General features: G+C 45.6%; 27 protein-coding genes and 1 tRNA gene. 13 read left to right on the top strand and 15 right to left on the bottom strand.

From position 1 onward, the window contains the following. Positions 1–127: 127 nt before the first annotated feature. Positions 128–619 (top strand): helix-turn-helix domain-containing protein, encoded by a 492-nt coding sequence (locus ACLVWP_RS10705; RefSeq protein WP_413557237.1) that lies wholly within the window; start codon positions 128–130, stop codon positions 617–619. On the opposite strand, the gene ACLVWP_RS10700 is transcribed toward ACLVWP_RS10705, so the two are convergent. Together ACLVWP_RS10700 and ACLVWP_RS10695 are read right to left on the bottom strand one after the other, a co-directional pair. Then, the gene (locus ACLVWP_RS10700) at positions 616–1590 is read right to left on the bottom strand and encodes a universal stress protein (protein ID WP_413557236.1); all 975 of its coding nucleotides are present in this window, start codon (positions 1588–1590) and stop codon (positions 616–618) included. The genes ACLVWP_RS10705 and ACLVWP_RS10700 overlap by 4 nt on opposite strands. Before the next feature lie 136 nt (positions 1591–1726). Then, on the bottom strand, positions 1727–3253 hold the full coding sequence (locus ACLVWP_RS10695) for an MFS transporter (protein WP_413557235.1): 1527 nt from the start codon (positions 3251–3253) through the stop codon (positions 1727–1729). Between the two features lie 554 nt (positions 3254–3807). Here ACLVWP_RS10695 and ACLVWP_RS10690 point away from each other — a divergent pair. Next, a complete protein-coding gene (locus ACLVWP_RS10690; protein ID WP_413557234.1) occupies positions 3808–5424 on the top strand; it encodes a fumarate hydratase in 1617 nt (538 codons plus the stop codon). Positions 5425–5519: 95 nt separating this feature from the next. Here the strand turns inward: ACLVWP_RS10690 and ACLVWP_RS10685 are convergent, their stop codons facing one another. From ACLVWP_RS10685 to ACLVWP_RS10675, 3 genes are all read right to left on the bottom strand, one after another. Next, positions 5520–6611 (bottom strand): AI-2E family transporter, encoded by a 1092-nt coding sequence (locus ACLVWP_RS10685; RefSeq protein ID WP_413557233.1) that lies wholly within the window; start codon positions 6609–6611, stop codon positions 5520–5522. A gap of 108 nt (positions 6612–6719) precedes the next feature. Beyond that, positions 6720–7388 carry a PilZ domain-containing protein gene (locus ACLVWP_RS10680; RefSeq protein ID WP_413557232.1) on the bottom strand — a complete coding sequence of 223 codons (669 nt, stop codon included), beginning with the start codon at positions 7386–7388 and terminating at the stop codon, positions 6720–6722. A gap of 179 nt (positions 7389–7567) precedes the next feature. After that, positions 7568–8854, bottom strand: coding sequence for an Hsp70 family protein (locus ACLVWP_RS10675; RefSeq protein ID WP_413557231.1), 1287 nt, complete (start codon positions 8852–8854; stop codon positions 7568–7570). 61 nt (positions 8855–8915) lie between these two features. Between ACLVWP_RS10675 and ACLVWP_RS10670 the strand changes: the two genes are divergently transcribed. Continuing rightward, the gene (locus ACLVWP_RS10670) at positions 8916–9395 is read left to right on the top strand and encodes a GreA/GreB family elongation factor (protein WP_413557230.1); all 480 of its coding nucleotides are present in this window, start codon (positions 8916–8918) and stop codon (positions 9393–9395) included. On the opposite strand, the gene ACLVWP_RS10665 is transcribed toward ACLVWP_RS10670, so the two are convergent. Further along, positions 9396–10277, bottom strand: a complete 882-nt coding sequence (locus ACLVWP_RS10665; protein WP_413557229.1) for a 3'-5' exonuclease — start codon at positions 10275–10277, stop codon at positions 9396–9398. Positions 10278–10372: 95 nt separating this feature from the next. After that, complete coding sequence (mdtD, locus tag ACLVWP_RS10660) at positions 10373–11815, bottom strand: multidrug transporter subunit MdtD (RefSeq protein ID WP_413557228.1); 1443 nt, start codon at positions 11813–11815, stop codon at positions 10373–10375. Between mdtD and ACLVWP_RS10655 the strand changes: the two genes are divergently transcribed. From ACLVWP_RS10655 to ACLVWP_RS10635, 5 genes are all read left to right on the top strand, one after another. Continuing rightward, positions 11730–11906 carry a hypothetical protein gene (locus ACLVWP_RS10655; protein WP_413561597.1) on the top strand — a complete coding sequence of 59 codons (177 nt, stop codon included), beginning with the start codon at positions 11730–11732 and terminating at the stop codon, positions 11904–11906. The two genes, mdtD and ACLVWP_RS10655, sit on opposite strands and share 86 nt — an antisense overlap. 14 nt (positions 11907–11920) lie before the next feature. Next, positions 11921–12670 (top strand): phosphatase PAP2 family protein, encoded by a 750-nt coding sequence (locus tag ACLVWP_RS10650; protein ID WP_413557227.1) that lies wholly within the window; start codon positions 11921–11923, stop codon positions 12668–12670. Continuing rightward, entirely contained in the window at positions 12645–13331 is a 687-nt protein-coding gene (locus ACLVWP_RS10645) for a DUF3943 domain-containing protein (protein WP_413557226.1), read from the top strand. The genes ACLVWP_RS10650 and ACLVWP_RS10645 overlap by 26 nt, the downstream gene beginning before the upstream one ends. Further along, positions 13328–14059, top strand: a complete 732-nt coding sequence (locus tag ACLVWP_RS10640) for a hypothetical protein (protein WP_413557225.1) — start codon at positions 13328–13330, stop codon at positions 14057–14059. The genes ACLVWP_RS10645 and ACLVWP_RS10640 overlap by 4 nt, the downstream gene beginning before the upstream one ends. 135 nt (positions 14060–14194) lie before the next feature. Next, positions 14195–14548 carry a hypothetical protein gene (locus ACLVWP_RS10635; RefSeq protein WP_413557224.1) on the top strand — a complete coding sequence of 118 codons (354 nt, stop codon included), beginning with the start codon at positions 14195–14197 and terminating at the stop codon, positions 14546–14548. A gap of 65 nt (positions 14549–14613) precedes the next feature. On the opposite strand, the gene ACLVWP_RS10630 is transcribed toward ACLVWP_RS10635, so the two are convergent. The 3 genes from ACLVWP_RS10630 to ACLVWP_RS10620 all read right to left on the bottom strand — a co-directional run bounded on the left by ACLVWP_RS10630 (position 14614) and on the right by ACLVWP_RS10620 (position 17492). Further along, complete coding sequence (locus ACLVWP_RS10630; protein WP_413557223.1) at positions 14614–15384, bottom strand: DUF481 domain-containing protein; 771 nt, start codon at positions 15382–15384, stop codon at positions 14614–14616. Positions 15385–15482: 98 nt separating this feature from the next. Then, positions 15483–17186, bottom strand: coding sequence for a cation acetate symporter (locus tag ACLVWP_RS10625; RefSeq protein WP_413557222.1), 1704 nt, complete (start codon positions 17184–17186; stop codon positions 15483–15485). After that, positions 17187–17492, bottom strand: a complete 306-nt coding sequence (locus ACLVWP_RS10620; RefSeq protein WP_413557221.1) for a DUF485 domain-containing protein — start codon at positions 17490–17492, stop codon at positions 17187–17189. It abuts the gene before it with no gap. A gap of 200 nt (positions 17493–17692) precedes the next feature. Between ACLVWP_RS10620 and ACLVWP_RS10615 the strand changes: the two genes are divergently transcribed. After that, positions 17693–17784: transfer RNA gene (locus ACLVWP_RS10615), tRNA-Leu, on the top strand. A 90-nt stretch (positions 17785–17874) separates the two neighbouring features. On the opposite strand, the gene ACLVWP_RS10610 is transcribed toward ACLVWP_RS10615, so the two are convergent. Then, positions 17875–18408, bottom strand: coding sequence for a GNAT family N-acetyltransferase (locus tag ACLVWP_RS10610; protein ID WP_413557220.1), 534 nt, complete (start codon positions 18406–18408; stop codon positions 17875–17877). A gap of 81 nt (positions 18409–18489) precedes the next feature. After that, positions 18490–18888 carry a nuclear transport factor 2 family protein gene (locus ACLVWP_RS10605; RefSeq protein WP_413557219.1) on the bottom strand — a complete coding sequence of 133 codons (399 nt, stop codon included), beginning with the start codon at positions 18886–18888 and terminating at the stop codon, positions 18490–18492. Positions 18889–18994: 106 nt separating this feature from the next. On the opposite strand from ACLVWP_RS10605, the gene ACLVWP_RS10600 reads away from it, so the two are divergent. After that, positions 18995–19522, top strand: coding sequence for a hypothetical protein (locus tag ACLVWP_RS10600; protein WP_413557218.1), 528 nt, complete (start codon positions 18995–18997; stop codon positions 19520–19522). A gap of 119 nt (positions 19523–19641) precedes the next feature. Continuing rightward, on the top strand, positions 19642–20103 hold the full coding sequence (locus ACLVWP_RS10595; RefSeq protein ID WP_413557217.1) for a hypothetical protein: 462 nt from the start codon (positions 19642–19644) through the stop codon (positions 20101–20103). Positions 20104–20148: 45 nt separating this feature from the next. Here the strand turns inward: ACLVWP_RS10595 and ACLVWP_RS10590 are convergent, their stop codons facing one another. Genes ACLVWP_RS10590 through ACLVWP_RS10580 form a run of 3 tightly spaced genes read right to left on the bottom strand, consistent with a single transcriptional unit; the run spans position 20149 to position 22978 of the window. Next, complete coding sequence (locus tag ACLVWP_RS10590; protein ID WP_413557216.1) at positions 20149–21339, bottom strand: serine hydrolase domain-containing protein; 1191 nt, start codon at positions 21337–21339, stop codon at positions 20149–20151. 23 nt (positions 21340–21362) lie between these two features. Then, on the bottom strand, positions 21363–22034 hold the full coding sequence (locus ACLVWP_RS10585; RefSeq protein ID WP_413557215.1) for an RluA family pseudouridine synthase: 672 nt from the start codon (positions 22032–22034) through the stop codon (positions 21363–21365). Continuing rightward, on the bottom strand, positions 22034–22978 hold the full coding sequence (locus ACLVWP_RS10580) for a DUF1524 domain-containing protein (protein WP_413557214.1): 945 nt from the start codon (positions 22976–22978) through the stop codon (positions 22034–22036). The genes ACLVWP_RS10585 and ACLVWP_RS10580 overlap by 1 nt, the downstream gene beginning before the upstream one ends. A gap of 261 nt (positions 22979–23239) precedes the next feature. On the opposite strand from ACLVWP_RS10580, the gene ACLVWP_RS10575 reads away from it, so the two are divergent. Together ACLVWP_RS10575 and ACLVWP_RS10570 are read left to right on the top strand one after the other, a co-directional pair. Beyond that, entirely contained in the window at positions 23240–23434 is a 195-nt protein-coding gene (locus tag ACLVWP_RS10575; protein ID WP_413557213.1) for a hypothetical protein, read from the top strand. Positions 23435–23621: 187 nt separating this feature from the next. Beyond that, positions 23622–25088 carry a TolC family protein gene (locus tag ACLVWP_RS10570; RefSeq protein ID WP_413557212.1) on the top strand — a complete coding sequence of 489 codons (1467 nt, stop codon included), beginning with the start codon at positions 23622–23624 and terminating at the stop codon, positions 25086–25088. The last annotated feature ends 3 nt before the right edge of the window (positions 25089–25091 follow it).

Here is a 25091-nt window from a genome sequence, read left to right as displayed (position 1 = left end):
ATGAGTTATTAAGCATGGTAGGCGCAGCCTCATATTTTACAAAGTTCAAGAAATTATGATCGAGATCATCCTCGGTTTTAGGAGTCAGGTGGCATAATATGAGTAAGTTCAGGATGGAGGTCCGAAAATGAGCACAGGTGACAAACTCGGTATCTGTACACGTAATGGCAGTAATGAAGTCATCTTCCAAAACGAAGTTTCACAAAAGATGTGTGGCCCTAAGGTTGGCGGTTCATGCACGAGCGCTTCTTGCTCTGAAATGTGCAAACAGGTGGAATCCGCAGCCCCAGTTCAAGACGGTATGAAGCTTTTCAAAGCTCAACACGTTGAAGGCAACTTGGTGGACGTGATGATGGTTAAAGACGGCGACAACATGATGACGATGCTTTACCCAATTCAGAACGAGGCCGAAAAGGCAGCTGCTCAACAAGCATTCTTTGTGAACAAAGGACTTACTCCAAGCGAGATCCGCATCATGCAAATGGCTATGCAAGGCATGACGAATCAAGCAATCGCCGACAAGCTTTTCATCTCGAAGGCGACTTTGAAAACACATTTGAACAATGCTTATAAAAAACTTCCGCCATCCATGCGTCCGACTCAAGGTCGCGTAGCTTAAGGCGCGGGATTCGAAACAGAGGAGCGATCCTCGGGGCGATCATAGAAGTGTCTGGTCAGAACATACACCGGACACTCAGCCTGCCGAACCACGTTGCGGGTGAAGCTTCCTAGGATCGCAGAACTCAAAGGCCCGCTCTGGGCTTCCATAACGACCAGTCCCACATCATGCTGGGGAATGGCTTCCAAAATCGCTTCATCAATCGACTTATACGAACTATCAATATGGTATTGAGCCACAACACCTTCGGTGCGGGCCCAAGTAATCCAATGCTGTGCGCGCTGTGATTGATGTTCAATCTGCTGTTCGACGATTTGCTCAAGGGTCAGCATTTTGCCTTTGAAGTTATAAACGCGGGGACGCGTGTCCATTTCAAACAGACTTTCAATCGGGCGAGCAATGCTGTGAAAGAGGGTGACCTCTGCGTGAAACTGTTTTGCCAGCTCCAAAACATGTCGGAAATTTTCTTTCGAGTGATCGCCAAACTCTGTAGGGAATAAAATATTTGAAATGGGTTTTGCTTGAGTGTGAGCGCCCACGACAAAGACCGGGATGTCAGACTCCAGAAGTAAACTTTCCGCGAAGCTTCCTAAAATAAAGCGTTGAAAGCCTTGGCGGCCATGACTGCCGACAACGATCAATTGGGCCTTCGTGCGGTCTGCATATTTGGTTAAAGTTTCAGCGGCCCCCGCGTGAGATTGGGACGCGTGAGGGATCACCTTAGGCTCTAGCAGGAAGGACAGCTGATAGTCCTCCAGCACCTCTTTAAAGAGCGCCTCGGCCGTTCTGGAGTGATCTGTGACCCAGGTAGGGACTTCGTAGCTTGGGAGTACGATCTCGTTCTCACGCAGCAAATAGACCGGTTCGATATCCGCCCCTGTGCTTTCGTGGAGGCGAGCAAGGTATGTCGCCATTTTTAGATTTAATTCTTTATTGTCTTCGAACGCATCCATGGCCCAAATGATTCTCATGTCGACCTCCTGGTGAAGGCGCACTAAGGTGCACACACCCTTTCATTGCGCATGAAAAGGCCCAAGGACGGCAAGGCCAGCTGCAGTGCTTTTGTGAGGATACAAAAAAGGCCCACCGAGGTGAGCCTTTAAAGCTTTAAGTTGTAGAAGGCGATTCGTTGCGAAGCGCGTTTGCCTGTTCTTTGGCAGCTTCCTGCTCTTGTTTCAGGATGTACTTCTTAGTCGCTTCTGGAAGTTCATTCCACATGCGAAGAGAAAGGAACAAGCCCATCACTGCGAACGGGATCAAGAACAACGGCCAGTAGTGCCAGCTTTTCACTGACAAGTAACCGATAGCCAAAGACTGGATACCAGAACCCAAGTACACGCAACCATCCACGATACCAGAGGCTGTTGCTGTCATTTTTTTACCACCGAAGTCAGCAGCTGCTGTACCAGACATCAAGGAGTGAACCCCGATAACCGCCAACGTGATAAGAACTGCTGCACCACCCACGATGTTTGGTTCTTTAGTTAAGAACACTGACATCAAGATCAAAAGGAAGATCATCAACATATTGTTGATCGCTGCTGGAGGGCCACGGCGTGAGTTAAACACACGGTCTGAAAGCATACCCGCTGCGAAACCACCCACGATACCAGTTAAGCACAGAAGCAAGCCCCAGTTCTTAATAAAGAACTCAGACGCGTGATAGAAGCTTTCGTCCACGTGTTTCATTTCGTGAGCGAAGACTAGATACCACTGCATGATACCGTTACGCAAAACGCCGGAAGTGAAGTCTACCAGGGCGATTGTGTACATGATTGGGTTTGAGAATACTTTTTTAAGTACCAAGCCCATTGTGATTTTAACGTTTTCGTCATCACCAGAAGACGCATCGGCTGTATCGAAATCACCGAAGTTTGCTTCTTTAGGAGAGTCCTTCAAAAGAACCATGTCGATCAAAGCCCAAATCAATAGCAAGAAGGCCGGGATCGTAAACACCAACCAAGTGGCATTTGTAGTTCCTGTGTCGATGGCGAAGATATGTTGGATGAATTTTTGGAAGCCAGTCATTGGGCCTTCGATGTGAAGCTTAGAAGCCTCAACGATCGCTTGACCCCAGTCGAATGCGAAATACACACCGAAAGAAATCAATGTACCAAAGATCGCTCCAAAAACTCCGCGCTCACGAACGTGGAACCAGTAAGCTTTTACTTTGATGATGGAAACTGCACCGTAAGATTGGAAGAACATGTTCAGGGCGAACAAGATCGAGAAAGCGACAACCATGTTCGTTTTCAAACGACCCATTAGGTAAAGGTAAGTCGCTCCACCCATTAGTAAGTTCATAATAGATGAACCGATGGTTGCGATGATGATCCCTTTTTTACCACCGATTTTATCAACGATAGGACCGTTGATTAGGAAAGATAAACCGTAAGTGATCGTTCCGGCAGCGAAGATGATACCGAATTGTTCCTTCGTCATCATATCGCCCATGGCGTTTTTGGAAACGTTCAGGTTGTAACGACCCATATACAAGAAGGCATAGGACATGCCCAATGGGAACCAGTTAACGAAGCGACGAATCATAAACTTGCGTGAATGATTCAGCGGATTGTTGCTGAAGTATAAAAAAATTACCGCAGCAAGACACATCCCCACGAGTAACAAAGCCATGGAAAGCCTCCAAATGTAAATTTGCGAGGTGAAGGTAAGCGATAAAGTTACAATTTGCAATCGGGGGAGAGTGGATTAACCCTTCACAAACTTTAGGATTTGGTCAATTTCACTCTCAGATGGCTATAAATTCAGCGCATCACAATATTCATAGGATGCCTAGGGTTCACAATTGAAATTTCTAGTGGAGAATTTACAGAACTTCGCTCTGATTTGTCTCTCGCAGCCTCAAATACGCCTTAGATTCATATAAATTCATCCATAAGCAAAACTTATGGGAGGTCTCAATATTATCGTTTTGTGCTTATAGGTCTAGGTTGATAAGTTGTGTATCAGAAGGAGACAACAAGTTTGATTCTCCTCCCTCGGAAGGTCCTTGGACCCCTCTCGAACGCAGAGAGCCCGGTCCCACAAATTTGCCGTAATCGCGGCGTTCAGAGTCCCACCTTAAAAGTCCCACCTAAAAAGCCAACCGAGGGCTAGCGCGCGTCTGTGCTCGTGCCTAGAAGCATCACGCCTTGCCGCTTAGGCCTGTGCGGCGTATTCTCAATTGCATGTCATTTACATATTTCCCCCTCTACGAAAAGCAAAAAGATAACACTCAGTATCGTAAAATCTCCTCAGAGCATGTGAGCACTCAAAAGATCGGCGACCGCGAGGTCCTGGTGGTTGCTCCTGAAGCTTTGGAGTTGATCGCGCAGGAAGCACTTAGCGATGTTTCGCATCTTTTGCGTTCTGCTCACTTACAAAAACTAGAACATATTCTTCAAGATCCTGAGTCTTCAGCTAACGATCGCTTCGTGGCCGTGGACCTTTTGAAAAATGCGATTATCGCAGCCCAAATGGAGTTTCCATCTTGTCAGGATACGGGGACCGCTATTGTTGTCGGTAAAAAAGGTGAAAGTGTTTTCACTGGTTTTGATGACAAAGAGTATTTGTCTAAAGGTGTTTATAACACTTACCAAAAGCGCAACTTGCGTTTCTCGCAAATGGCGCCCATCACTTTCTTTGACGAAAAAAATACCGGCACAAATTTGCCAGCGCAAATCGACATCTATGCAGAGAAGGGTGATGAGTATCATTTCTTGTTCTTAGCTAAGGGTGGCGGTTCCGCGAATAAATCCTATTTGCACCAAAAAACCAAAGCGGTTCTAAATCCTGAGGGTTTCGAGAAGTTCGTCAAAGAAGTTCTAGTATCTTTGGGTACGGCGGCTTGTCCTCCATACCACTTGGCATTCTGCGTGGGCGGGACTTCTGCGGAAGAGACTTTGAAAATCGTGAAATACGCCTCAGCGGGTTACCTTGATGGTCTTCCAACAACAGGCAGTGAGGGCGGTCGTGCCTTCCGTGATGTTGAAATGGAAAAAAAGGTCGAGCAATGGGCTCGTGAATCCGGCATTGGCGCTCAGTTCGGTGGAAAATACTTCGTGCACGATGTGCGCGTGATCCGTCTGCCTCGTCATGGTGCTAGTTGTCCAATTGGTGTGGGTGTGAGCTGCTCTGCAGATCGTAACATCCGCGGTAAAATCACGAAGGAAGGTATCTTCCTTGAACAGTTGGAACTTCACCCTGAACAATACTTGCCTAATCATTTGCAAGACACCGCAGCTGAAGCGATCAGCATTGATTTGAATCAACCGATCGAAGAAACTTTGAAAATCCTTTCTTCATTGAAGGTAGCAACTCGCGTGATGCTAAACGGTCCGATGATCGTGGCGCGCGATATCGCCCATTCTAAGTTGAAAGAAAAAGTAGATCGCGGCGAAGGTGTTCCTGATTACTTTAAGCAGTACGCGGTTTATTACGCAGGTCCTGCGAAAACTCCAAAAGGTTATGCTTCTGGTTCATTCGGTCCGACAACGTCAGAGCGTATGGATCCATATGTGGATACATTCCAAAGCCTGCGCGGCTCAATGATCATGTTGGGTAAGGGCAATCGCTCTCAACAGGTGACAGACGCTTGTAAAAAGCACGGTGGATTCTATCTAGGTTCTATCGGTGGTCCGGCGGCGCGTTTGGGTAAGGAGTGCATCACGAAAGTAGAAGTGCTCGACTTCCCAGAGCTCGGCATGGAATCCGTATGGAAAATCGAAGTGAAAGACTTCCCAGCATTCATCATCGTCGATGACAAAGGAAACGACTTCTTCAAGTCCTTCCTAAAGAAAGTCTAAAAGGTACGTCCTTACCTTTAAAGGTAAGGCCTTACTTCTAAAAAAAAGGCAGGAGATGATCCTGCCTTTTTTATTTCTCTCTGTGAGAATTATATCTAAGTGTCGGTCGGCGTGTTGTGATTAAAGAACGTTGAGCCGTTGTGCTTTAGATGTTTCAGCAGCAGGGGAATCGCTCCGTAAGCTAAGTTCATGATAACTGGGCCCAGTAGCAAACCAGAAATACCAAACATCACGATCGCACCGATCACGCAGGTAAAGCCAACCACTGGATTGATTTTTTGATCGCCCATGTTTCCCGCTAGGAATGGTTTTAGAATATTGTCGATGGTTCCTGCAATAGTTGCGACCACAGCCATCCCGATACCAGCGCCTGTACGGCCACCGATAAAGGCAAGAATCGAAAGCAAATATCCGACAGGGGCGGCACCAATGATTGGGATAAAGGAAACTACGAAGGTAACAGTCACCACCAACCAGAAATCACCCTCACCAAAAATCAATCCACCGATACCGATAAAGAAGGCTTGGATCACGCCGATCACGAAGGTCGAAAATAAAGTCACTGCGCAAGCGTCTTTTGCTACCTTGATCAAAGACTCCATGAGGTTTTCATCAACGATGCTGTATTTCAAAGTGAATGTTTTGATTTCTCCGGCTTTTAAAAGCAAGAAGTACAAGAAGAGGACAAAGATAAAGATATTAAATAAGATCCCCGGTAATTGCGCCACGACATCCGAAGAATAAGCTAGTATCCAGCTGCCTACTTTGCCGCCTACAGACTGAAGCATTCCTTGTGCTGGAGTGACCAAGTCATACCCAGTCCACTCAGTGGCTTGCTTAAGTAAATTCAAACCGGACTCTTGCAGTTGTTGAAGTTGTTTTACCGCTTGAGAGTTTTGAATCTCTTGCGGAGCACTTAAGTGAACTCCGATACGGTAAATCGCCAAGGTCAATGGCACGCAAACCATAAAGCAACCCACGAAAACCAATCCCAATACCGACAGCCAGCGAGGTGCGCGTGTTTTGCGAACCAAGCGATTGACCAAATTGATTAAGCCCATCGCAAAGATGCTAGCTAAAATCAAAGGTACAACAAACGGGAGATTGATGTAGAGGAAGAGTGCGCCTAAGAGGATTAGAAGAGACCAAGTGACTAATTCAGATTTTTCTTTCAAAGCTTCAATCATGGATCAAATTAAACTGCGTTTCTGAAGGACTGGCAAGCGGGAAGGTCGCCCACGATCTGTTTCTTCCCGCCGGCCATGGAGATTTCATCAAACGTACATTAAATATTTTTAAACAATGACAGAAGAGAGGAACTGCACGCCCAATTCTTGGGTTGCGGTCTCTTTATTCCATTTGGACCAGCGCACTTGTCCTTCCAAAGAAACGAAGTCACCTTCTTTGTTTTGGTAGGTCAAATTCACAAAGTCTTTGTGTTCATAAAATGGTGCCTGAATCTTCATGCAGGTGCCATGCGGGGAAAGATTCTCGAAACTTCCTCCCAAGATGGGTTGAAAGCCTTTGTTCTGACCCAGTGGCAATTTGGAAGGACTTAGTAATCCCTTAGAGGTGGCGTGCTCCCTGCGGTCTTGGCGTGACTCCACGGCTTTGCCATCCAAATATTTGTGGATATTTTTAACGAGGCTGGTTTCTTCGGTTTTCCACATCACGATAAAGTTATTATCAGCGCGCAAACGGATACGCATATTGCTGGAAAGTTCGCTTACGATAAAAAAGATCTTAAGATTCGGCGTGGTTTTTTGCAGGTGCATATAAAGTTCGTAATGGCGAACTTCTAAGAATGGCAAAAAGGCCACGATGATTTTTTCGGCGATTGTTTCGTCTTTCATTCTTTCGCGCAAGTCATATGGATTTTCGACGATTTCTGATTTCAGTGATTTATCTTTTTTAAGTTGCGGTGGTAGTGCGTGGATACCGTTGATATAAATATGTGCTTTCATGATTGAGCCCTCCCCAGAGCGAATTTAGAAGTGAAAACGTTCCGCGTACTTTGAGACAAAGCAACTTGGGGGCCAGGGCCATTTGTAAAATAAGTGGGGAAGAAACGAAAAAGTTAGACAGCTGTCATGGTTTTAGATGACAGCCCTTGAAAGCTAACAGGATGAATATGAGATGAAATTTAAGTGACCTTCTGTCCATTTGCCCAAAAGCTCGCCGATTCTACCAGGCCCGAAAGCACGGAGTGGAAGTGAGATTGGGTTTGGAGGCGGTCTTTGCCAAATCTGGATTCGAGCTCAGCTTGGATAAATGGCACTTTGGCTGTTCCGCCTGTGAGACAGACGAGGTCCACTTTATCTGGGGTGACTCCCGCAGATTCTAAACAGCGATCCAAGCCCTCAAAGATCTTTTGGCGAGTGTTCATAGCCCACTCGATAAACTGAGCTGTGGTGAACTCCTCTTTGATTTCTAATTCTGGGTAGTCAAAGCTAAATTCAAATTTTTCAGCGCCGGAAAGACCGCGTTTGGTTTTTTCGATGGATTCAAAGAACGGGAAGATCTGTTGATCTTCAAGCAACACGAAAAGGCGCTCGATGGCTTCTTTGTCTTTTGCTCCCAAAGAGCACTTTTTCACTTCACGGATGAATTCGTAAGTGTCTTTTTCTTTTAAATGCACGATGTGGGCTGGGTGATTCAATTTCATTGTGACTGCCGGAGGCATCGTCAGAACATTGCTACTCATTGGCAAGCGGTAGCGAGATTTTGCTCCGAAGTATTCATTCAAACGGTGGCTCATGAAGACGGAATCCAATGCGTCACCCGCGAGCGGGCACCCATCGATGGCAAGAACGTCTTCGTTATCAAAGCCCTCAGCGCGCAGTCGGATTAAAGTAAAGTCTGAAGTTCCTCCGCCGAAGTCGCCGATCAGAACGATTTTTTCTTTGGTGATTTGTTTGCGATAATCGAATGCCGCAGCCAAAGGTTCTGGTACGAATTGAACTTCTTTAAAGCCAGCCATTGCTGCCGCTTTTTCCATGCGGTGAAGGGCGAATCCATCAGCAACGGGGTCCATGGAATATCTTGCGGGTCTGCCGATAACGGCTTTGGTGACTTCTTGGTTTAAGTGTTTTTCTGCACGCTTTTTTAGTTCGAGCAAAAAGATCCCCACCATGTTTTCCAAAGTCACGATACGGTTATCAATCACAGTCCCCAAATAGCTTTGATTCGGCAGATGGGATTTGAAAGATCTAAAAAGGCGACCTTCCATATCTTGCTCGATGTATTGTTCGATGGCTTCAGAGCCGTAATAACAAAGATCCGGATTTGGAAAATACAAAAGAGTGCGCATCAATGTGGGATCTGCGGCTTTAGGATCCAGCGGAAGCGCTGCGTGTGTTTTTCCTTGATGAAATGCACCCACCAGCGAGTTGCTTGTTCCAAAGTCAATGGCAAGAAACGAATCAGACATATTGCAATCCTCAATCAAATCAGTCACTCTAAAAGAGTCATTGTAGCATCGAGGTGGCGTTGTGGATAAGCGAAAATTGATAGATCAAATTCGAATTGAACTTGAAAAAGATCTTGAGATCCTGACCGAGGCGGCGAAAGCTTCGATCGAGGCCGCTACGAGCGAGGAAAGTAAGCCTGAAAACCAATACGATACTCGCAGCTTAGAAGCCTCCTACCTAGCGCGAGGCCAGGCCAAACGTATCGCAGAAATCAAAGAACTTTTGGTCGTGATAAAGCACGTGTCAGTTAAGGACTTCGGTCCTGAGGATAAAATCGCCGGGACTGCTTTGCTGGAAGTTGAACACAACGGTAAGAACAGTCTTTTATTGATGATGACCCATGGTGGGGGCGTTAATGTGACCTATGAAGGTAAACGCATTCAGATCGTCACACCAAGCAGCCCCTTAGGTGAGGCTCTCTTGGATCTTCGCGAAGGCGATGTCGCCGTGGTTGAGCAGGGCGACCAAGTTCGCGAATACGAAATTCTTTCGGTCAAATAACTATTTGAAGTTATCCATCAAAGCGATATCACGTTGGATGCCGTTGAATGGTCCGCAGTAAACGGTGTCTTCAAGCCAAGTGACTTCGTTTTTCACGTCGTCTTTAAAAATTACCTTCGACCAAAAGCGATTCGTGTTGTCCCAAGAATAGCCGCGAGTTTTTAAATGCTCTTTCGATTCAAAAGGCGCTGAGCTTGCGATCATATGGGTCATCATGCGTTTTGCGTTGCTAGTTAGTTCCAGCAAGTACGTTTTGTCGTTGCCATCTTTATGGCTTAGCAAATAAAGCAAAGCATCGACATCGTTCAGCGCGCGATGAGAATCTGTAAAGAATCCGTGATAGATATTCAAAAGCTCTAATTTTGGACTTGTGAAGCCTTTGGCATTCCAATCGACTTGTTTAAACGAACATCCCCAGATTCTTTCCGTGGAAGTTTTTGATTTGCGGTCAATGAACGGGCGATCGAATTTTGCGTTGTGAGCAATCACCAAGCAAGTTTCGCTGATCAGTTGATCCACCAAGGCCCAATCAATTTTTTTACCTTCAACATCGGCATCAGTGATCCCAGTTAAAGCAATAATTTCTGGAGACAGCGGACGACCTGGATCTTGGAATGCAGAATAGGATTTGCCGAGGCGTAAAATTTCGCCGGTGTTTTTATTGAAATCAAATTGGCGTAAACCGATTTCGATCACTTGGTCTTCGGATTGGTTGAGGCCCGTAGTTTCAACGTCCAAAACCATGCCCTTACGAACGATGTCTTGGTTGGTGTTTAGCCAAGTGTCTGTTGCATATTCGGGAAATGTAACAGGGCACTCCACAAGTTTATTCAGTGTAACTGTGTTTCCATCTTGAGATTTACCGATCCAACGAAATGCCATAAACGCCACCTTTTCTGGCAGCGATTATTATTGATCCCGGTCAGAGATTCACGTGATTTTCCTCTAGGAAATGCAGCGTCGGCGTATAAACCAATCTATTCGACTGTGACCTTTTTAGGGTCTTCGGCGCGGGCCATAATTTCAGGTGGAAGTTGCCAGAAAATCCAGGCAGAGCTGCAAGTGATCAAGCCCATGCAAATAAAAGTGGCACGGAACGCTTGCAGAGCCATGCCGCCACCTTCCATAGCTGGATAGTGAGAAGCAAAAGTACTCAGCAAGGCACCAGCCGCCGCAACACCAAAACTCATGGCCAGCATTTGCACCATTGAAAATAAACTATTTCCACTGCTCGCAAGTTTTGCGTTGAGGTCTTTTAGAGTCAGAGTGTTCATGGCAGTGAATTGCAGCGAATTCACTGTACCGAAAACAAGAAGCTGTAAAATGCGAATCCATTTGGGTTGTTCCGCGGTGATGAGTGCAAAGCTTGCCATCATAATACCTACACACAAGGTGTTATAAACTAGTGTGCGGCGATAACCTAAACGCAAGATAATCGGCGTGCCCAGTTTTTTCGCGTAAATTCCCGCAAGTGCTACAGGAATCATTGTAAGACCTGCTTCAAAAGGGGAGTAGTGCATACTGATTTGCAAGAAAAGCGGGATCAGGAACGGCATACTGCTGCTGCCGATACGTGCAAACAGATTTCCTAAAAGTCCGATGGTATAGGATTGTGAATTAAAGAGTTTCAAAGAAAACAGCGGGCGCTCTGAGCGTCTTGCGTGAAGCCAGTAAGCACTTAAGGAAGCCAAACCAAAAATTGCAAGAATCAAAACAACGGCGTGAGGGAATCCCAACTCTGACAGTCCATCGAGGGCAAACGAGATCATCACCATGCAAGTCGAAAGCATCATAAAGCCCGCGAAATCAAATTTCGGAACTTCCACCCCACGGATGTCAGGCATGTCGATGTAAGTTGCTATGCACCCAATAATTCCCACAGGGATATTGATTAAGAAAATCCAGTGCCATGAAGCGTACTCCACCAAATAGCCACCCAGTGTTGGACCAATCAAAGGACCGATCAGGGCAGGGATGGTTACAAAACTAATTGCGCGCAAAAATTGATTCGCAGGAAAAGCTCTGAGGACGGCAAGTCTTCCGACGGGCATCATCATCGCGCCGCCCACGCCTTGAAGAACTCGCGAGAATACCAATTGCGGAAGTGTTTGTGAGATCGCACAGGCTAAAGAGCCCAAAGTAAATAAAAGAATTGCTGAGAAAAAGACTCGGCGTGTGCCGAAGCGATCTGCAATCCATCCCGATGCAGGAATTAAAACCGCAATTGTTAAGGAGTATGCGATGACTACGGATTGCATCAGGAACGGACTTTGATTCAGGCTCTTGGCCATACTAGGCAAAGCTGTGTTTACTATCGTAGAGTCGAGGGTCTCCATGAAGAATCCGATTGCGACTAGCCATAAGAGTCGATTGGATGATGCGGGTGAGTTTTGTCCAGAAGAAGTAATCGTCGCTGACATAGAAGAGCCTCAGGTTTTGTTGTACTCCTGTTTCTTAGGACTAGCAAAGAAAGTTGTTACGAAGCTGGTTCTTGCAAATGAAAACAAATAAGCTAAGCTTAGCAAATGACATCACTTCGTCTTTATATCTCAGTGGCAATTGCCACTATTTTTTGGTCTACCAATGTGTTCGCGGCAGCTTTTGAGTGGAATGATCCCACGGACAGCAAAGCGTTTTTCCCTTGGGTGTGGGAAGACCAGATAAAACCAACCATTGTGAAAAGTTATGATGAGACTGGAGCTCAGATTATCGTCGGAGGTCTGATGGCTTCTGCACTGGCGGGTAGTCAGGACGATAAATTATTTGAGTATACTCAAAAACATCACATCATGTCGGATTCTTGGGAGCAGCTCGGAGGATTTTTAGCGAGTGGTGGGCCAGGTGTTGCACTTGCGATCTCTCAGCTTTGGTGGGATCAACCCGGAGGACTCCAAACTTTCCGTGCGATGATGATGACGACAGCCACTCACGTAACGTTGGCAGCGAGTATTAATCGTCATCGTCCTAATAGTGATCGCGGATGGTCGTGGCCTTCTGGTCACACTTCAAATGCATTCGCGCTTGCAACTTCGATGGCATATTCATACGGGCCGTGGGTTGGTACGGCCTCCTATGGTGTTGCAACATTTATTGCGGCGGCCAGAATATCTTCGCAAGTACATTGGCTCAGTGACTGTGTTGCTGCGGCAGCAATTGGAATTTATTGGGGACGTGCAAGTGCGCTAGTGACTAACGACAAAAAAGATAATACCACACTCATCTATCCGGTGCCGATTCCAGGAGGCGCGCTTGTTAATTTCTCGAAAGTTTTTTAAATCCTTACTACTGAGTGTGGTGGTTTTATTTGGTTCTGTTGTTCATGCGGAGGACACGACGACGGCGGAATCAATTCATAAAAAACCAACCGGAATGTTTGAGGAGTATAAACACATTCCTAAAACTGAATTTGCTGAGCATGAAAAGTTAAAAAACTTTGGTATCATGTATGGTCTTCAGTGGATTGTTTATATCGGCTCCCAGCATGAAACGATTAAATCTCACGGTTCGTGGCATAACTTCTTTAATAATCCATTTCATCCTGACTACGATAAAGACACGTTTGACTACAATATCTTTAAGCACTCTTTGTCGGGCGAGCTTTATTATCAGTACTACCGTTCGCGTGGTTATATTGAGCAAGATGCATTCTTGTGGGCAGTTACTTCGTCACTAGCATTTGAGTTTGCAATTGAAACGGTGACAGAGGTTCCGAGTCTTCAAGATATTTATCTGACACCCGTGTTAGGAACGATTGTTGGTTTTGGTTTTGAAAAATTAAGTCTTTATTTCCATTCCAAAAAAACTTGGCCGAATCGTTTATTAGGATATGTATTCAATCCTTTCACGATTTTGCCTGATTCTCGCTATGGCTATGTAGCGATGCCAATTGTGAGTGAAAACTTTAAAGGCGTGCAAGTGTCGTGGAGTTTTGAATGAGACTTCTTCGATTATTTGCTTTAACTCTGTCTTTACTGGTTTCTGGAACTGCGTTGGCGCAAGAAACTTATTTGCTTCAAGCTTTGAACGGTAAAGAGCTGGTGGAAGATCCCAATGTTCCGACCAAGCCTCGTGAGCTCCCGCCGATTGATCAGATCTGGAGACCGGGATTGCATATCGATGTCGGTATGGGATTGCATGGTGGTGTGTATCTGGTGGAAGGTTCTTCTAGAGATTACTCTATTGGTTCTTCGATCAAAACAGATGTGGGCTATTATCTGAATGAGGATTGGGCTTTAGAGGCAAGTTCCTTTATCAGATTTTCTCGCGTGAATAACTTCGTCGTATGGGGAACTCAGTTATCGATCGGTGCTCGTCAAAGACTGCCGTCGGGGTGGATGGATGAGCAAGTTCCTTACGCTCGTTACTTTTTTGGTTCGAACATCAATGTTATTTATTTAAATAATCAACAATTGCCAGAGTTTGATCAGCCCTATAGCCGCATTCAATTTGAAGGCCCGATGGTGGGCGTTGCAATTGGTGGTATGCGCTTAAGTGAAAAGAAAAACGTGTGGTTCTGGGAAGCCGCTGTGACTGGCGAATGGCTAGTGCGAGAAAGCGGTATTCAAATGGATGCCGACGTTCCAATCATCGTGGCTCGTTCGTCTTTGAACGGGCAATCACAGCTCTATACGATCTATCTGACATTTGGTGGATTCATCTGGTAATAAAAAAGCCCACTTCTCAGTGGGCTTTTTTTGTTATCGATTCTCGTGCGGCAAATTTGCCGCGGTTTGCGACTGGATTTTTAGGCTTTCAGCCGTTTTTGTGGAATAAGCATCCTATAAACATAGGAGTTTATCATGAAACAATTAATGACGGTCCTTTTGCTAACATTGTCTGCGCTGAGCGCCCAAGCCACTTTCGACGCTAATACGCGTGCCTTTATTGTGGTTCAAAACGTAAATGATCCTAGTGAGTTCTTTGTTGAACGAGTTCCTCTGATTGGCTGCTACGGTCTTACTCATGGGCCACAGCTGAGTCAGTTAACAAAGCCATACATCGTTGCAGACAGTTTGGGCTGTGGGATGGAAGCTAAGACGGCAAATATCAACTACCTAGTATGTGCGAAGCTTGTTAATGCGGAAGAAAATAGTGATTATACGGGTTTTTCGGAGGTCATTTTAGATATCTCTCAATGTGAAGCCACGACGTAAAATTGAAATTGCTTAGATAGAAGTAAAAAAAAAGGAGTGGGCTTCCCACTCCTTTTTTTGTTCCTTTAGTACTTTACTGAAAAACCTACGAGATAGTCGATGTCGGTTTGTTTCACTCCCTCGGGCAATCCTGAATCATTCACCAAATTGAAATCCACATCTAAGCTAAGTGTTTCGTTGATGCGTACATCAAGTCCCGTCATAAATCGAAGTCGGTAATTTTCTAGATCTTTAAATTTTGGTTGGTAATAGATTGTCGTGGAGCTTGTGACGGTTTCGTTAAGTCTCGCGACATGGGAAATATAAATATTCCCGCGAAGTCCCTCGGTGTCTTCGTCTTGGCCTTCAAAATCTTCGACCTCATAAAAGGCACCGGTACCCGCATACAGACGATTGTCTTCGCTATGCAGAAGTCTAAAACGCAAATTGCCTCCCACGTAGTTGCGCGAGTTCAGGCGTTTGAATTCGTCGAAGCCGCTTTGGATGAAGGCTTCATAGGCGATGGGCTCTTGATAGTTCCAAGTATGACGGATGTGGCCGCTGCCTAAATTTGTATCGCGAACATTCGCGCTGGTTCCGTATTTGTAGCTTGCTGTGTACAGCCACTCATTGATGTCTAAACGATAGACTCCCATGGTAGAGGCTTGTGATGTGAATTTGTCGGTATTTCCTTGTTGGCCAGAGACTTGTAAGGTCGTTTGCCCCAGATATCCTTTGCCGTCGATTTGTCGCAAAGATTCGATGTTGATAAATGCCAACGCCGGGCATGCTACGAAAGATAAGAGAATTAAAATTAATAAAGACTTAAGTTTGCTGTGGGGACGATTAATTACCATCAAGAGTCCTTTCGTTTTTAAAAAGGTAACTCAGGCAATAAATAATGTCCCCGCGTGGCGCGTTGATTTGTCAGACAGCAATTTTTGAAGAGTTGTGCTTAATGCCCTGAGGCCCCTTCAGCGCCAATGCCTGTTTCGGAACGAACCTTCTGAGCTGTAAAGCCTTCGCGATCAATCACAGATTGTGGACTGTGATCTAATAGCGAAACAATCCAGATCGTTAAGAAAGCAATCGGCATTGAGAACAAAGCCGGGGAGCTGTAAGGGAACCACGCACTGCCTGCTGGATTGCCTAAAGTCGCTTCCCATACTGCTGGTGAAACTACAGTTAAACCAGTGGCAATCAAAAGTCCCGTAAAGCCTCCGACAAGGGAGCCACGAGTTGTGCAGTCCTTCCAAAGTACCGACATGAATAGCACGGGGAAGTTTGCAGACGCTGCAATCGCAAATGCCAAAGACACCATGAAGGCGATGTTTTGTTTTTCAAACAAGATCCCTAGCAAAACGGCGATCACACCCAGAGTGATTGTTGTGAGTTTTGAAACTTGCAACTCTTTCGCAGATTCGGCTTTGCCTTTTTTGATAACTGTTGAATACAAGTCATGGGAAACTGCCGAAGCTCCAGACAGTGTTAGACCTGCAACGACCGCAAGGATTGTCGCGAATGCTACGGCAGAGATAAATCCTAAGAAGATATTTCCACCCACGGCAGTTGCTAAATGAACAGCGGCCATATTGCCTCCGCCCAACAAAACGCCCTTAGCATCGACGAAGTTTGGATTGTTGGAAACCAAAACGATCGCACCGAAACCGATTACGAAAGTCAGGATATAGAAATAACCAATCCAAGTCGTTGCCCAAAAAACTGATTTACGAGCTTCCTTAGCATCAGGCACCGTAAAGAAGCGCATAAGAATATGCGGAAGTCCTGCAGTACCGAACATCAAAGCCATACCAAAAGAAATTGTTGAAATTGGATCTTTCGCAAAATTTCCCGGGGACATGATCGAAAGGCCCTTGCTTGCAGCTTCTGCTGCTTCCGCTCCGCCTTTCGTTGCGATTTCTGCTTTGATACGAACAGCTTCGGCGAAGAGTGCTTCTGGTGAAAATCCATAGTTGTATAAAACCATGAAGGCCATGAACGAAGCACCTGCCAGGAGCAAACATGCTTTGATGATTTGCACCCAAGTTGTTGCTGTCATCCCGCCGAACAAAACGTAAATCATCATTAAGACGCCGACTAAAACAACTGCGATCCAATACTCTAGACCGAATAAGAGCTTGATAAGTTGTCCTGCTCCCACCATTTGCGCGATCAAGTAAAATGCCACAACAACTAAAGTTCCCGCAGCTGCAAAGGAGCGGATTGGAGCTTGCTTGAAGCGGTAAGCGGCAACGTCAGCAAACGTAAACTTACCCAAATTTCTTAAGCGCTCGGCCATCAAGAAAGTTAAAATCGGCCAGCCGACCAAGAATCCGATGGAGTAAATAAGTCCGTCGTAACCGTTGGCCATAACCGCGGCAGAGATTCCCAAAAAAGACGCCGCAGACATAAAGTCGCCCGCAATGGCCAAACCATTTTGGAAACCTGTGATACCGCCACCGCCAGTATAGAAGTCAGCAGCTGATTTTGTTCTTTGCGCAGCCCATTTGGTAATCCACAAAGTCAGAAGAACAAAAACGGCAAACATAATGATCGCCGTCCAATTTGTAGGTTGTTGCTCCAGTTGTCCCAGATCACCACCAGCAGCGAACGTAATTTTTGAAAGAGTTAGGGAGAGGAATAAAACAAGAGCTTTCATCTAGGCATTCTCCTTAACGATCTCAGTTGTCAGGCGATCAAATTCATTATTAGCTCTGCGAACGTAAACGCCCGTGATGATGATAGTGAACAGGATCACGCCAATTCCAAAGGGGATACTCAGAGTCGTCACTCCGTCGCCCAAAGGTTGCGCCAGGAATTCTTTATTGAAGGCGACCAGGCAAATGTACCCGTAATAAACGAGCATCATCGCTGCGGTCAGAGTCCAACCGAAGCGAGATCTTTTTTTAACAAGTTCTTGGTATTTAGGACTGTTGGCAATCTGATGTGCTTTGGTGTTTTTCATATATAAATGGTTTCATAATTATAGGGGGATGTCTTTGAGATAAAAGTACGCCACGAAAATTGCTGCCTGTTATTGCGGCAGAAACTCCTGTCAGCCGCGCGGGGACTCGTAAACTACCGTTTTTTCAATGATAACGCCGTGCCCAACATTGACCTTTAATCAAAGACAGGTATCATCTGTGCTTCTTCTTCGCACGATTTGCCTCGGTGGCGAAATTGGTAGACGCACAGGACTTAAAATCCTGGGATTCCTTTACAGGGTCGTGCCGGTTCGATTCCGGCCCGAGGCACCATTTATCTTTTTCAGAATTTTCATTCATTTTTATCAACACTGCGAACGGATTATGCTCGCAGTTTTAAACTCGTGAGGCTGGTTGTGCCTCTCATTCGATTTCAAAACCAAATTCCATTCTAAATTCATTCCGCTCAATATCGTTATTGGTATAGTGAGCAAGGTCAAATCCGATGAGCTCAAATCCGTGTTTGAGATAAAAGTTAATTGCCGGAATATTGCAACTTTGAGTTTCCAGTACGAGCATTCGCGCGCCGACTTTCCGAGCCTCTACTTTGGCTAGGTCCATGAGTTGACTACCAATGCCGGAGCGACGAAATTCATCATCAATTAGAAAGTCCCAAATCCTCATGCGCCGGTTCCAGGATTGATAACATAACTGGAGATAAGCGATATCCCGCCCGTTTTGAGAAAATTTAAAATTCAGAGGATTCTCGATAATAGGATCAAATAGCGTACTAGTTGATGCCTTCACTACAGGGCTTGGTAGCGCAACAAGTGCAAGTTTGAAGTTCCACGTGGCGGCTTCAGTTTTTGAAACTTCAATTTCGTAGGCAGAATCTGTCGTGTATCGATAGTTCAGAACGATTGGCTTTAAAGTGTCATTAATTATCTTTTTGATCATAAATTCTCTGTTCAGACGTTTGCATAAAAAAGGGACGAATTCATGGAATTCTCGCTATGTTTCCAGGATCTGAGTTGCAACTTATAGGGCTGCAGCTGCCCAGTGAAGGGCCTTTTCTTTGCTGGTGAAGGAGTGAAACTCCGTGATTTTTCCGTTTTCTAGGGAAAAGCCATCGGCGATATAGGCATCGATCCATTTCGTTTCATCTTTGATTCTGACGTGGACGTGAACCAAGGCGACGATTCTGTTTTGGTGCTGGGAAAACTCTACGGGAGTGCAGGATCCCTCAGCCCAGGTGCTTCGGCCTTTGATAAGGTGTTCGCGAAGCTCTGAGTGACCTTTGAAGGTGCCTGCGACCGGGAAGTCGTCGGGTTCCACACGGACGATGTTTTCAGCTAAAAGCTTCATAACTGAATCGATATCATTCTGGTTAATGCCTGAGTAAAGCTTCTTAACAACGTCGATGTCTGCTGTATTCATGCATTTCATTCTAAGAGGTGAGCACGACTGGTCAAGAGTTTTGCATCATTCTGCTACAGTACGGTGGTCTTGTTAAGTTCGTGCGGACAAGTCCGATCTGTTTTAGATGAAAAACTCTTTTTGGCTATTGTTGTGCGGGATTTTTCTTTCTGTAGAGGCGGGAGCCGACTCGTTGTCCTTTCGCTCTGACGTTTTGGATGTTTTGCACATTTACTCTAAGCTAAATGATGTAGGTCTTAATAAACCATCCAACAACTTTATGGGTTTTTCGATCCGCTCAGATGTCGGAGAAAACCAAGTCATGGTCTACCATGCGGATTCTCCAGTCGACGTGATCTTAAATGGTTTTACTTGCACAGCCGCCGGTTGCGATATGAAGTCTCGGGACCCGCGCTGTTTCTATTACACTCCCGGTGGCAGTTATTCAGCCATGGATATCTATGATCTGGCCTTTAAACAGCTCCAACAGCCCCGTGATTGGGTTGTTGACGAACTTAAGTTCTGGCAGCTGGGTCACGAAGTCTATGGGCGCATATCCAACTTCCAGGCGAATCAAAGCGAACGGTATACTTGTTCGCTGCACTCAGAGGGGCTTATCTGTGAGAGCACCTCCGAAACTCCCGACGAACCGTAGTTTTCCCTCTAAAAAGTGAAATTCTTACTGTGTTAGGAAAACCTAACAGAGAATTTGTTCTCATATTGAGGCCAGATAGGGTAGAAGAGGTTCCAGTCAAAACCTAATTGGGAGTTCCTATGAAAGCCTTGTCGTCTTTGGTTCTATTGTCTGGTCTTATTTTTTCTGGTTTCGCTCAAGCAACTGTTGTTGCTGAAGAGGCGCAAAACACTTTCCAACTTCTTCGCTCAGTCACTCGTAGCTATGACCTTCTTAAAGGTGAAGCTGCTGACGGTCGCGCTTGTGCTTTGAAAATCAGCTATAACTTGATCAACGGCAACGAAGGCCGCGTTTTCGTAAGCCTGACATCTGGTAACGAAGATACTTTGAAAGATTACGCAAATTACTCTTCTTCGATCACAAAACTTGATTTGTTCTCTGCGAACAGAATCGTTTTGGGTGACTACGGTTGGGAAGGTGAGCAAACGGATTTCATCATCGACCGTGCTCCTGAGGCTTTAACTGTAAAAGCGATCTACACATATAGCGAACGTTATGGCAGCGGCACTAAATCTGAAAGCTGCACATTCTCTGCAAAATAGTTCTAATAAAAACCCCACTCAAAAAGTGGGGTTTTTAGTTTCTGGCTATTTAAGTTCCAGTTTCATCTGATCAACCAACGGTTGCATGATCGAAGCGATCTCGCCCGCATCTTTTACTGGCAGTCGGTTGAAAACCACGGACCAAGCTGTGCCGTCTGGATTTCTGACGAAATAAGAAAGCGTTGCAAACTCCAAAGCTCCGGCGTGAGAAATCTCTCCACCTTCATAGTGAACCACCCAGCCCATGGAGGCTGTCGGGTTGCCAATTTGAGCGACTGGCGCCGTCATGATGGCGATGGTTTCAGGTTTTAATAATTGAGTGCCACCTGATTTTGGTGTGACACCGTTGGCGATTTTCACCAGATCACTTGGAGTTCCAAGGAAGCCGCCATGGCCATCCATCGTTGGAAAGTAAAATTCATTATAAGCCATCGGGCCTTTTACTTTGTTATCGAATTGCGACGGGCCTTCCGGAGCGCGTGGATCATCGTAGTAACGAGATTCGTTAGGCAGAAGATCTTGCAAGCGGCTGCCAGCAATTTTCATATTAGTCACGCCCACAGGTTTAAAGACGTGCTCTTGCATGTATTTTTCATAAGATTGACCGCTCAGCTTTTCGATCACGCGAGCTAAGACATTGTAGCCAAAATTTGAATAGTGGTATTCCTTGCCAGGCTCAACTTCAAGGACACGGTATTGCAGCATGTACTTGATCACAGACTTTGCATCAGCAGGCGCTTTGACCTTCATGTTTTGAGCGATGTTATAAAGATCATACTGTGGATCATAATCGTTTTTAGCGGAATCCCAACCACCTGTGTGTTGCAGAAGATCGCGCAAAGTGATTTTGTAAACGCGCTTGTCCTGGATCTTTTTATATTCCGGCAAGTAGCCCTTTTTGCCGAAGACAGGCTTATTCAAAGCTGTGTTTAAATCTTTTCCGGATTTTTCAAGAATCTGAAAAACAGCAATCGCCGTTAGGGGCTTCGTTGCGCTCGCAATACGGAAAGGTGTTTCCGGAGTGACTGGCGATTTAGTTTCAACATTGGCAAAACCAGCGCCGCTTGCGTGAACAATTTGACCGTCTTTAGAAACCGCGATGGAGCCACCAGGGATCCCGTGCTTTTCAATAAAGTTCTTAAGGACAACATCGTATCCCAATTTTTTTGGTTCAACAGGTTTACTTGCACAGCCCATCAGGGCCAAAGGAATAACTAAAAGTAATGAGCGAAACATGATCTACAACTCCTTTTGTGTGATTACAAAAGAAGCATAAAATCTTTCATGTCCTGAGGTAAAGCAGATTCTATTTTAATTGGTGCTTGAGTGAAGGGATGAGAAAACTCGAGGCTCAAAGCATGAAGCATCAAACGGGGAGCCACAGGAGTTTTATTGCACGGGTAGATATCGTCACCAAAGATCCCCATGTGCTCTTCAGCGAGATGCACACGGATTTGATGCATACGACCTGTTAAGGGCTGAGCTTGTACCAACATGCCCAGCTTAAACTTCTCTATCAGCTGAAATTTCGTGTGAGCTTTATCTCCGCCCGCCGTGACGGATTTCATCTTCATTTTTTTTAGTTTCGCATCGCGAACCTCTGCCAAGTGATTTTGAATTTCCCAGGTTTCTGGCATTTTGCGATTGCGGGTCAGGCACATATACGTCTTTTGCACGAGGTGCTTTTTAAACATATTTGCCAGTGGATCATTGGCTTCGCGGTTTTTAGCAAAGATCATCACACCGGAAGTATCGCGGTCCAAGCGATGATGAAGGGCCAAATAGAAATCGGCGCCTCGTTCGTCTTGCAGCTGTTTTTTTAATTGAGTGAAAAAGTCAGGACGGGTCTTGTCGACCGTCGCTTGGGACGGCAGGCCCGCCGGCTTTTCAGCCGCCAGAAACCAGTCGTCCTCAAACAGAATTTTGAACATTAGCGTTTGTTGATCATGCAGAAATTCAAGCTCTGCGCGATAACTGTACGTTGTGCATCCAATTCTTGTTTCGTGAATACGAAATCAGAAGGACGGCAGTTGTACTTAATGATGTTGTCGTTCATTGCTTGCGCTTCTTCTGGGTTTACATTCAAACGCCAGATCATCTTAATTGCCAACCAGTTACGGATGTATTGGCAACGACCCGGTTCATAAGGTGGCAAGTAGCCTTCAGGACCACTGTCACCTTTAGACATGTTTTGGTGAGCTTCAGCAGAAACCAAATGCTCTTTCATACCCATGTAGTTTGCATACAAGCAGCGTGTTTTATAATCCCAAGCAAATGCACCCGACATGTAGGCGTTTTTCAACGGTACCATGTGGTCGATTTGAATGTGACGAGATGAAGAGAACTCTTCGTTCGTGTACGGATCATCCCATTTACCATCTTCAACAACGCAGAATTTGCCGTTGCGGTAAGTGACGTCAGATTTGCTATCACGAACCAAAACTTTTGCTCGAGTGTTCATGCATGTTTCGTCCGTAGGATCATTGATCCAGCGACCGAAGTGAAGTTTGCGCATGTACTTTTCAGTAGGAACCGGCATTTCTGCTGAATAAAGGTTCCAACGAAGCAAGTTCACAACTGCAACTTTGGCTTTAGCATAAAGGTCCATCATCAACACACTTGGCGACATAAGATCGCTTGGTGATGTTTTAGGACGTCCAACGCTTACGTGATCTACGTTTTCGTCGTCGACTCTATAGAATTGAGACCATTGTGGTTTGTCGGTATAAGGTGCTGGTATTGCTTGTTGCGAATCGCCCTTATCCGTGGCGCTAACTGGTGGCAGCTCAGCAGCTTGCTGTTGCTGTGATGCTAGAGACAGATTCGACTGCAAAGTTGCAGTTGCAAATACCCCTAGTAGTGTAGCGAATTTCATGCCCCTCACGAAATCCATTATTCCCCCCGCGAATGGTTAATTTTTACCGCAAGAATTCTGGGAGTTTCAACAATTGATTCTGTCAGGGTTGTGTTTAAGATGCACCACCTTGCGTTAAGTGCAGTGGGGACGAAGGTTTTGCCAATAGTTTACTCAATGTTGCGGAGGGTAACTTTCGTGGCGCGTCTCGAAGAGTTCGCTTGCTTTGCCCGAGAAATAATCACAACCTTTATTTATCTGACAAATAACAATGGAGTATTCATGAAGAAGATCGTGTTGGCATCTTTGATGTCATTGATGTTGGGTGCTTGTGCATCTAAATCCACTAAAGAATCATGCGCATGTGGCATGGAAAAATCAGCTTGCTCAAGCGGTGAGTGCGCTGTTGGTAAAGACAAAAAAGACGGCAAAGGTTGCGCTGGCTGCCACGCTGCGGAAGAAAAAACAGGCAAATAGTTTTTCGCCATCTGCGTGATTAACATTTGAAATTTTGTTTTCATCAAACCCTCACCCTGTGAGGGTTTTGTTTTTTAAAGTCGACACTCTATTTGTGTCGAATGTTTCTCAATAAACAAAAAATTGATCTTTAAAATCTGAAGCTATTGTTTACTAGCCCTAATTACTTTACGCTTGAAGGGTCGACATGACTGAGTCAACGGAAGGACTTATCTGTATGCCACGTAAACTGCCACGCACTTTGTTGGTCTCTTTTCTACTGGTGGGCGCTGCAAAATCCTATGGGATGAACTTGCAGGAATATCTAAAAAACGTCGAAGCGAATCATAAAACAGTCAAATCCCTCGATATATCTAAAGAGGCCGCCGATGATCGCCAGGTAGCTGGTGATATTGATTTGGTGCCTACGATGGGTGCAGGGGTGAGTTACACGAGTGATAAGAGTCCGCTTAGTCAGTTCGCTCTTTTTGGTGTGTCTGAAACAAAGACCACGAGCTATAACTTAGGCTTTAATAAAAAATTCTCCACAGGAACTTCGGCTAAAATCTGGGCCGGGACTTCGCAGATTGAAAACGTAGGAATTCAAGATCCGCAGCTTGCGGCTTATGAAAAGTTTGGATTCGGGCAAATGGGGATCTCTTTATCACAGAGTTTGTGGAAGGATTTCTTTGGTGCGGCGACACGTTTGCGTTGGGAGCGTCAAGACGCCGCGACCGCTGCTGAAAAAGGCTCTTATGATCTCCAAAAGCGCGGTCTTTTGGTGCAGGCAGAGTCTGCTTATTGGGAATACCTTTATGCCATTGAAAACTTAAAAACAGCACAAGGCTCTTTGGAAAGAGCTCGTAAAATTGAATCGTGGACACGCCGTCGCGTGAATGACGGGATCAGTGATCGTGCGGATCTATTGCAAGGGCAAGCTTTGGTGGCGGGACGTCAGTTGGCCTTAATCACTGCCGAAGACGAATTAGAAACAGCAAAACAAGCAGTCCGCGATTATTTGGAGATTCCAAAGACGGCTCCTTTCCCAATGATCGAGGGAGATATTAATGTGTCCCGACCGATCAACACTTTGGTGACAGGCGGTCAAGGTCGCGTAGTACAGGTTGAAGCTTACTTGCAATCTCTTGATGCAAAAGCTCGCTCTGTAGTTGCTGAAGAAGTCGACGATGCTTATCGCCCTGATTTGGTTTTAACAGGTGATTATACGACGAACACGTTAAAAAAAGACATGCCAGAGGCTACGCAAAACTTAACCGATACAACTCGTCCCACGGCTAAGATTGCTTTGAATTTTACTTATATGTTCGATACGTCTGTAAAGTCCGCGACTCGCAATGCGGCTCGTAAGGAAGCATTGGCTGCACGCTTACAGGCCGAACGTAAGTTGATCGATAGTGACAGTTCTTGGAGTGAATTGAATCGTCAATACCAAGAAATGACAAAACGAGTGGAGGCGGCTTCGCAATTACAAAAACTGCAAACCGATCGTGCGCGCGCGACCAATGAATTGTTTAATAAAGGTCGTACAATCACCATGAATGTGGTCGATGCCGAAAATGATGCTGCAACAGCGGAGCTTAATTTAAGTCGCCTGAAATCTCTGCAAAGAAAAATGGAAGCCCAAGGCCGTTTGTATATGACGGTGGAGGAATAGTCG

Source organism: Bdellovibrio sp. HCB209, assembly GCF_047306065.1.
GTDB lineage: Bacteria > Bdellovibrionota > Bdellovibrionia > Bdellovibrionales > Bdellovibrionaceae > Bdellovibrio.
Note: the sequence above shows the minus strand (reverse complement) of the source record. Positions and strands in the feature narration are given on the sequence as shown.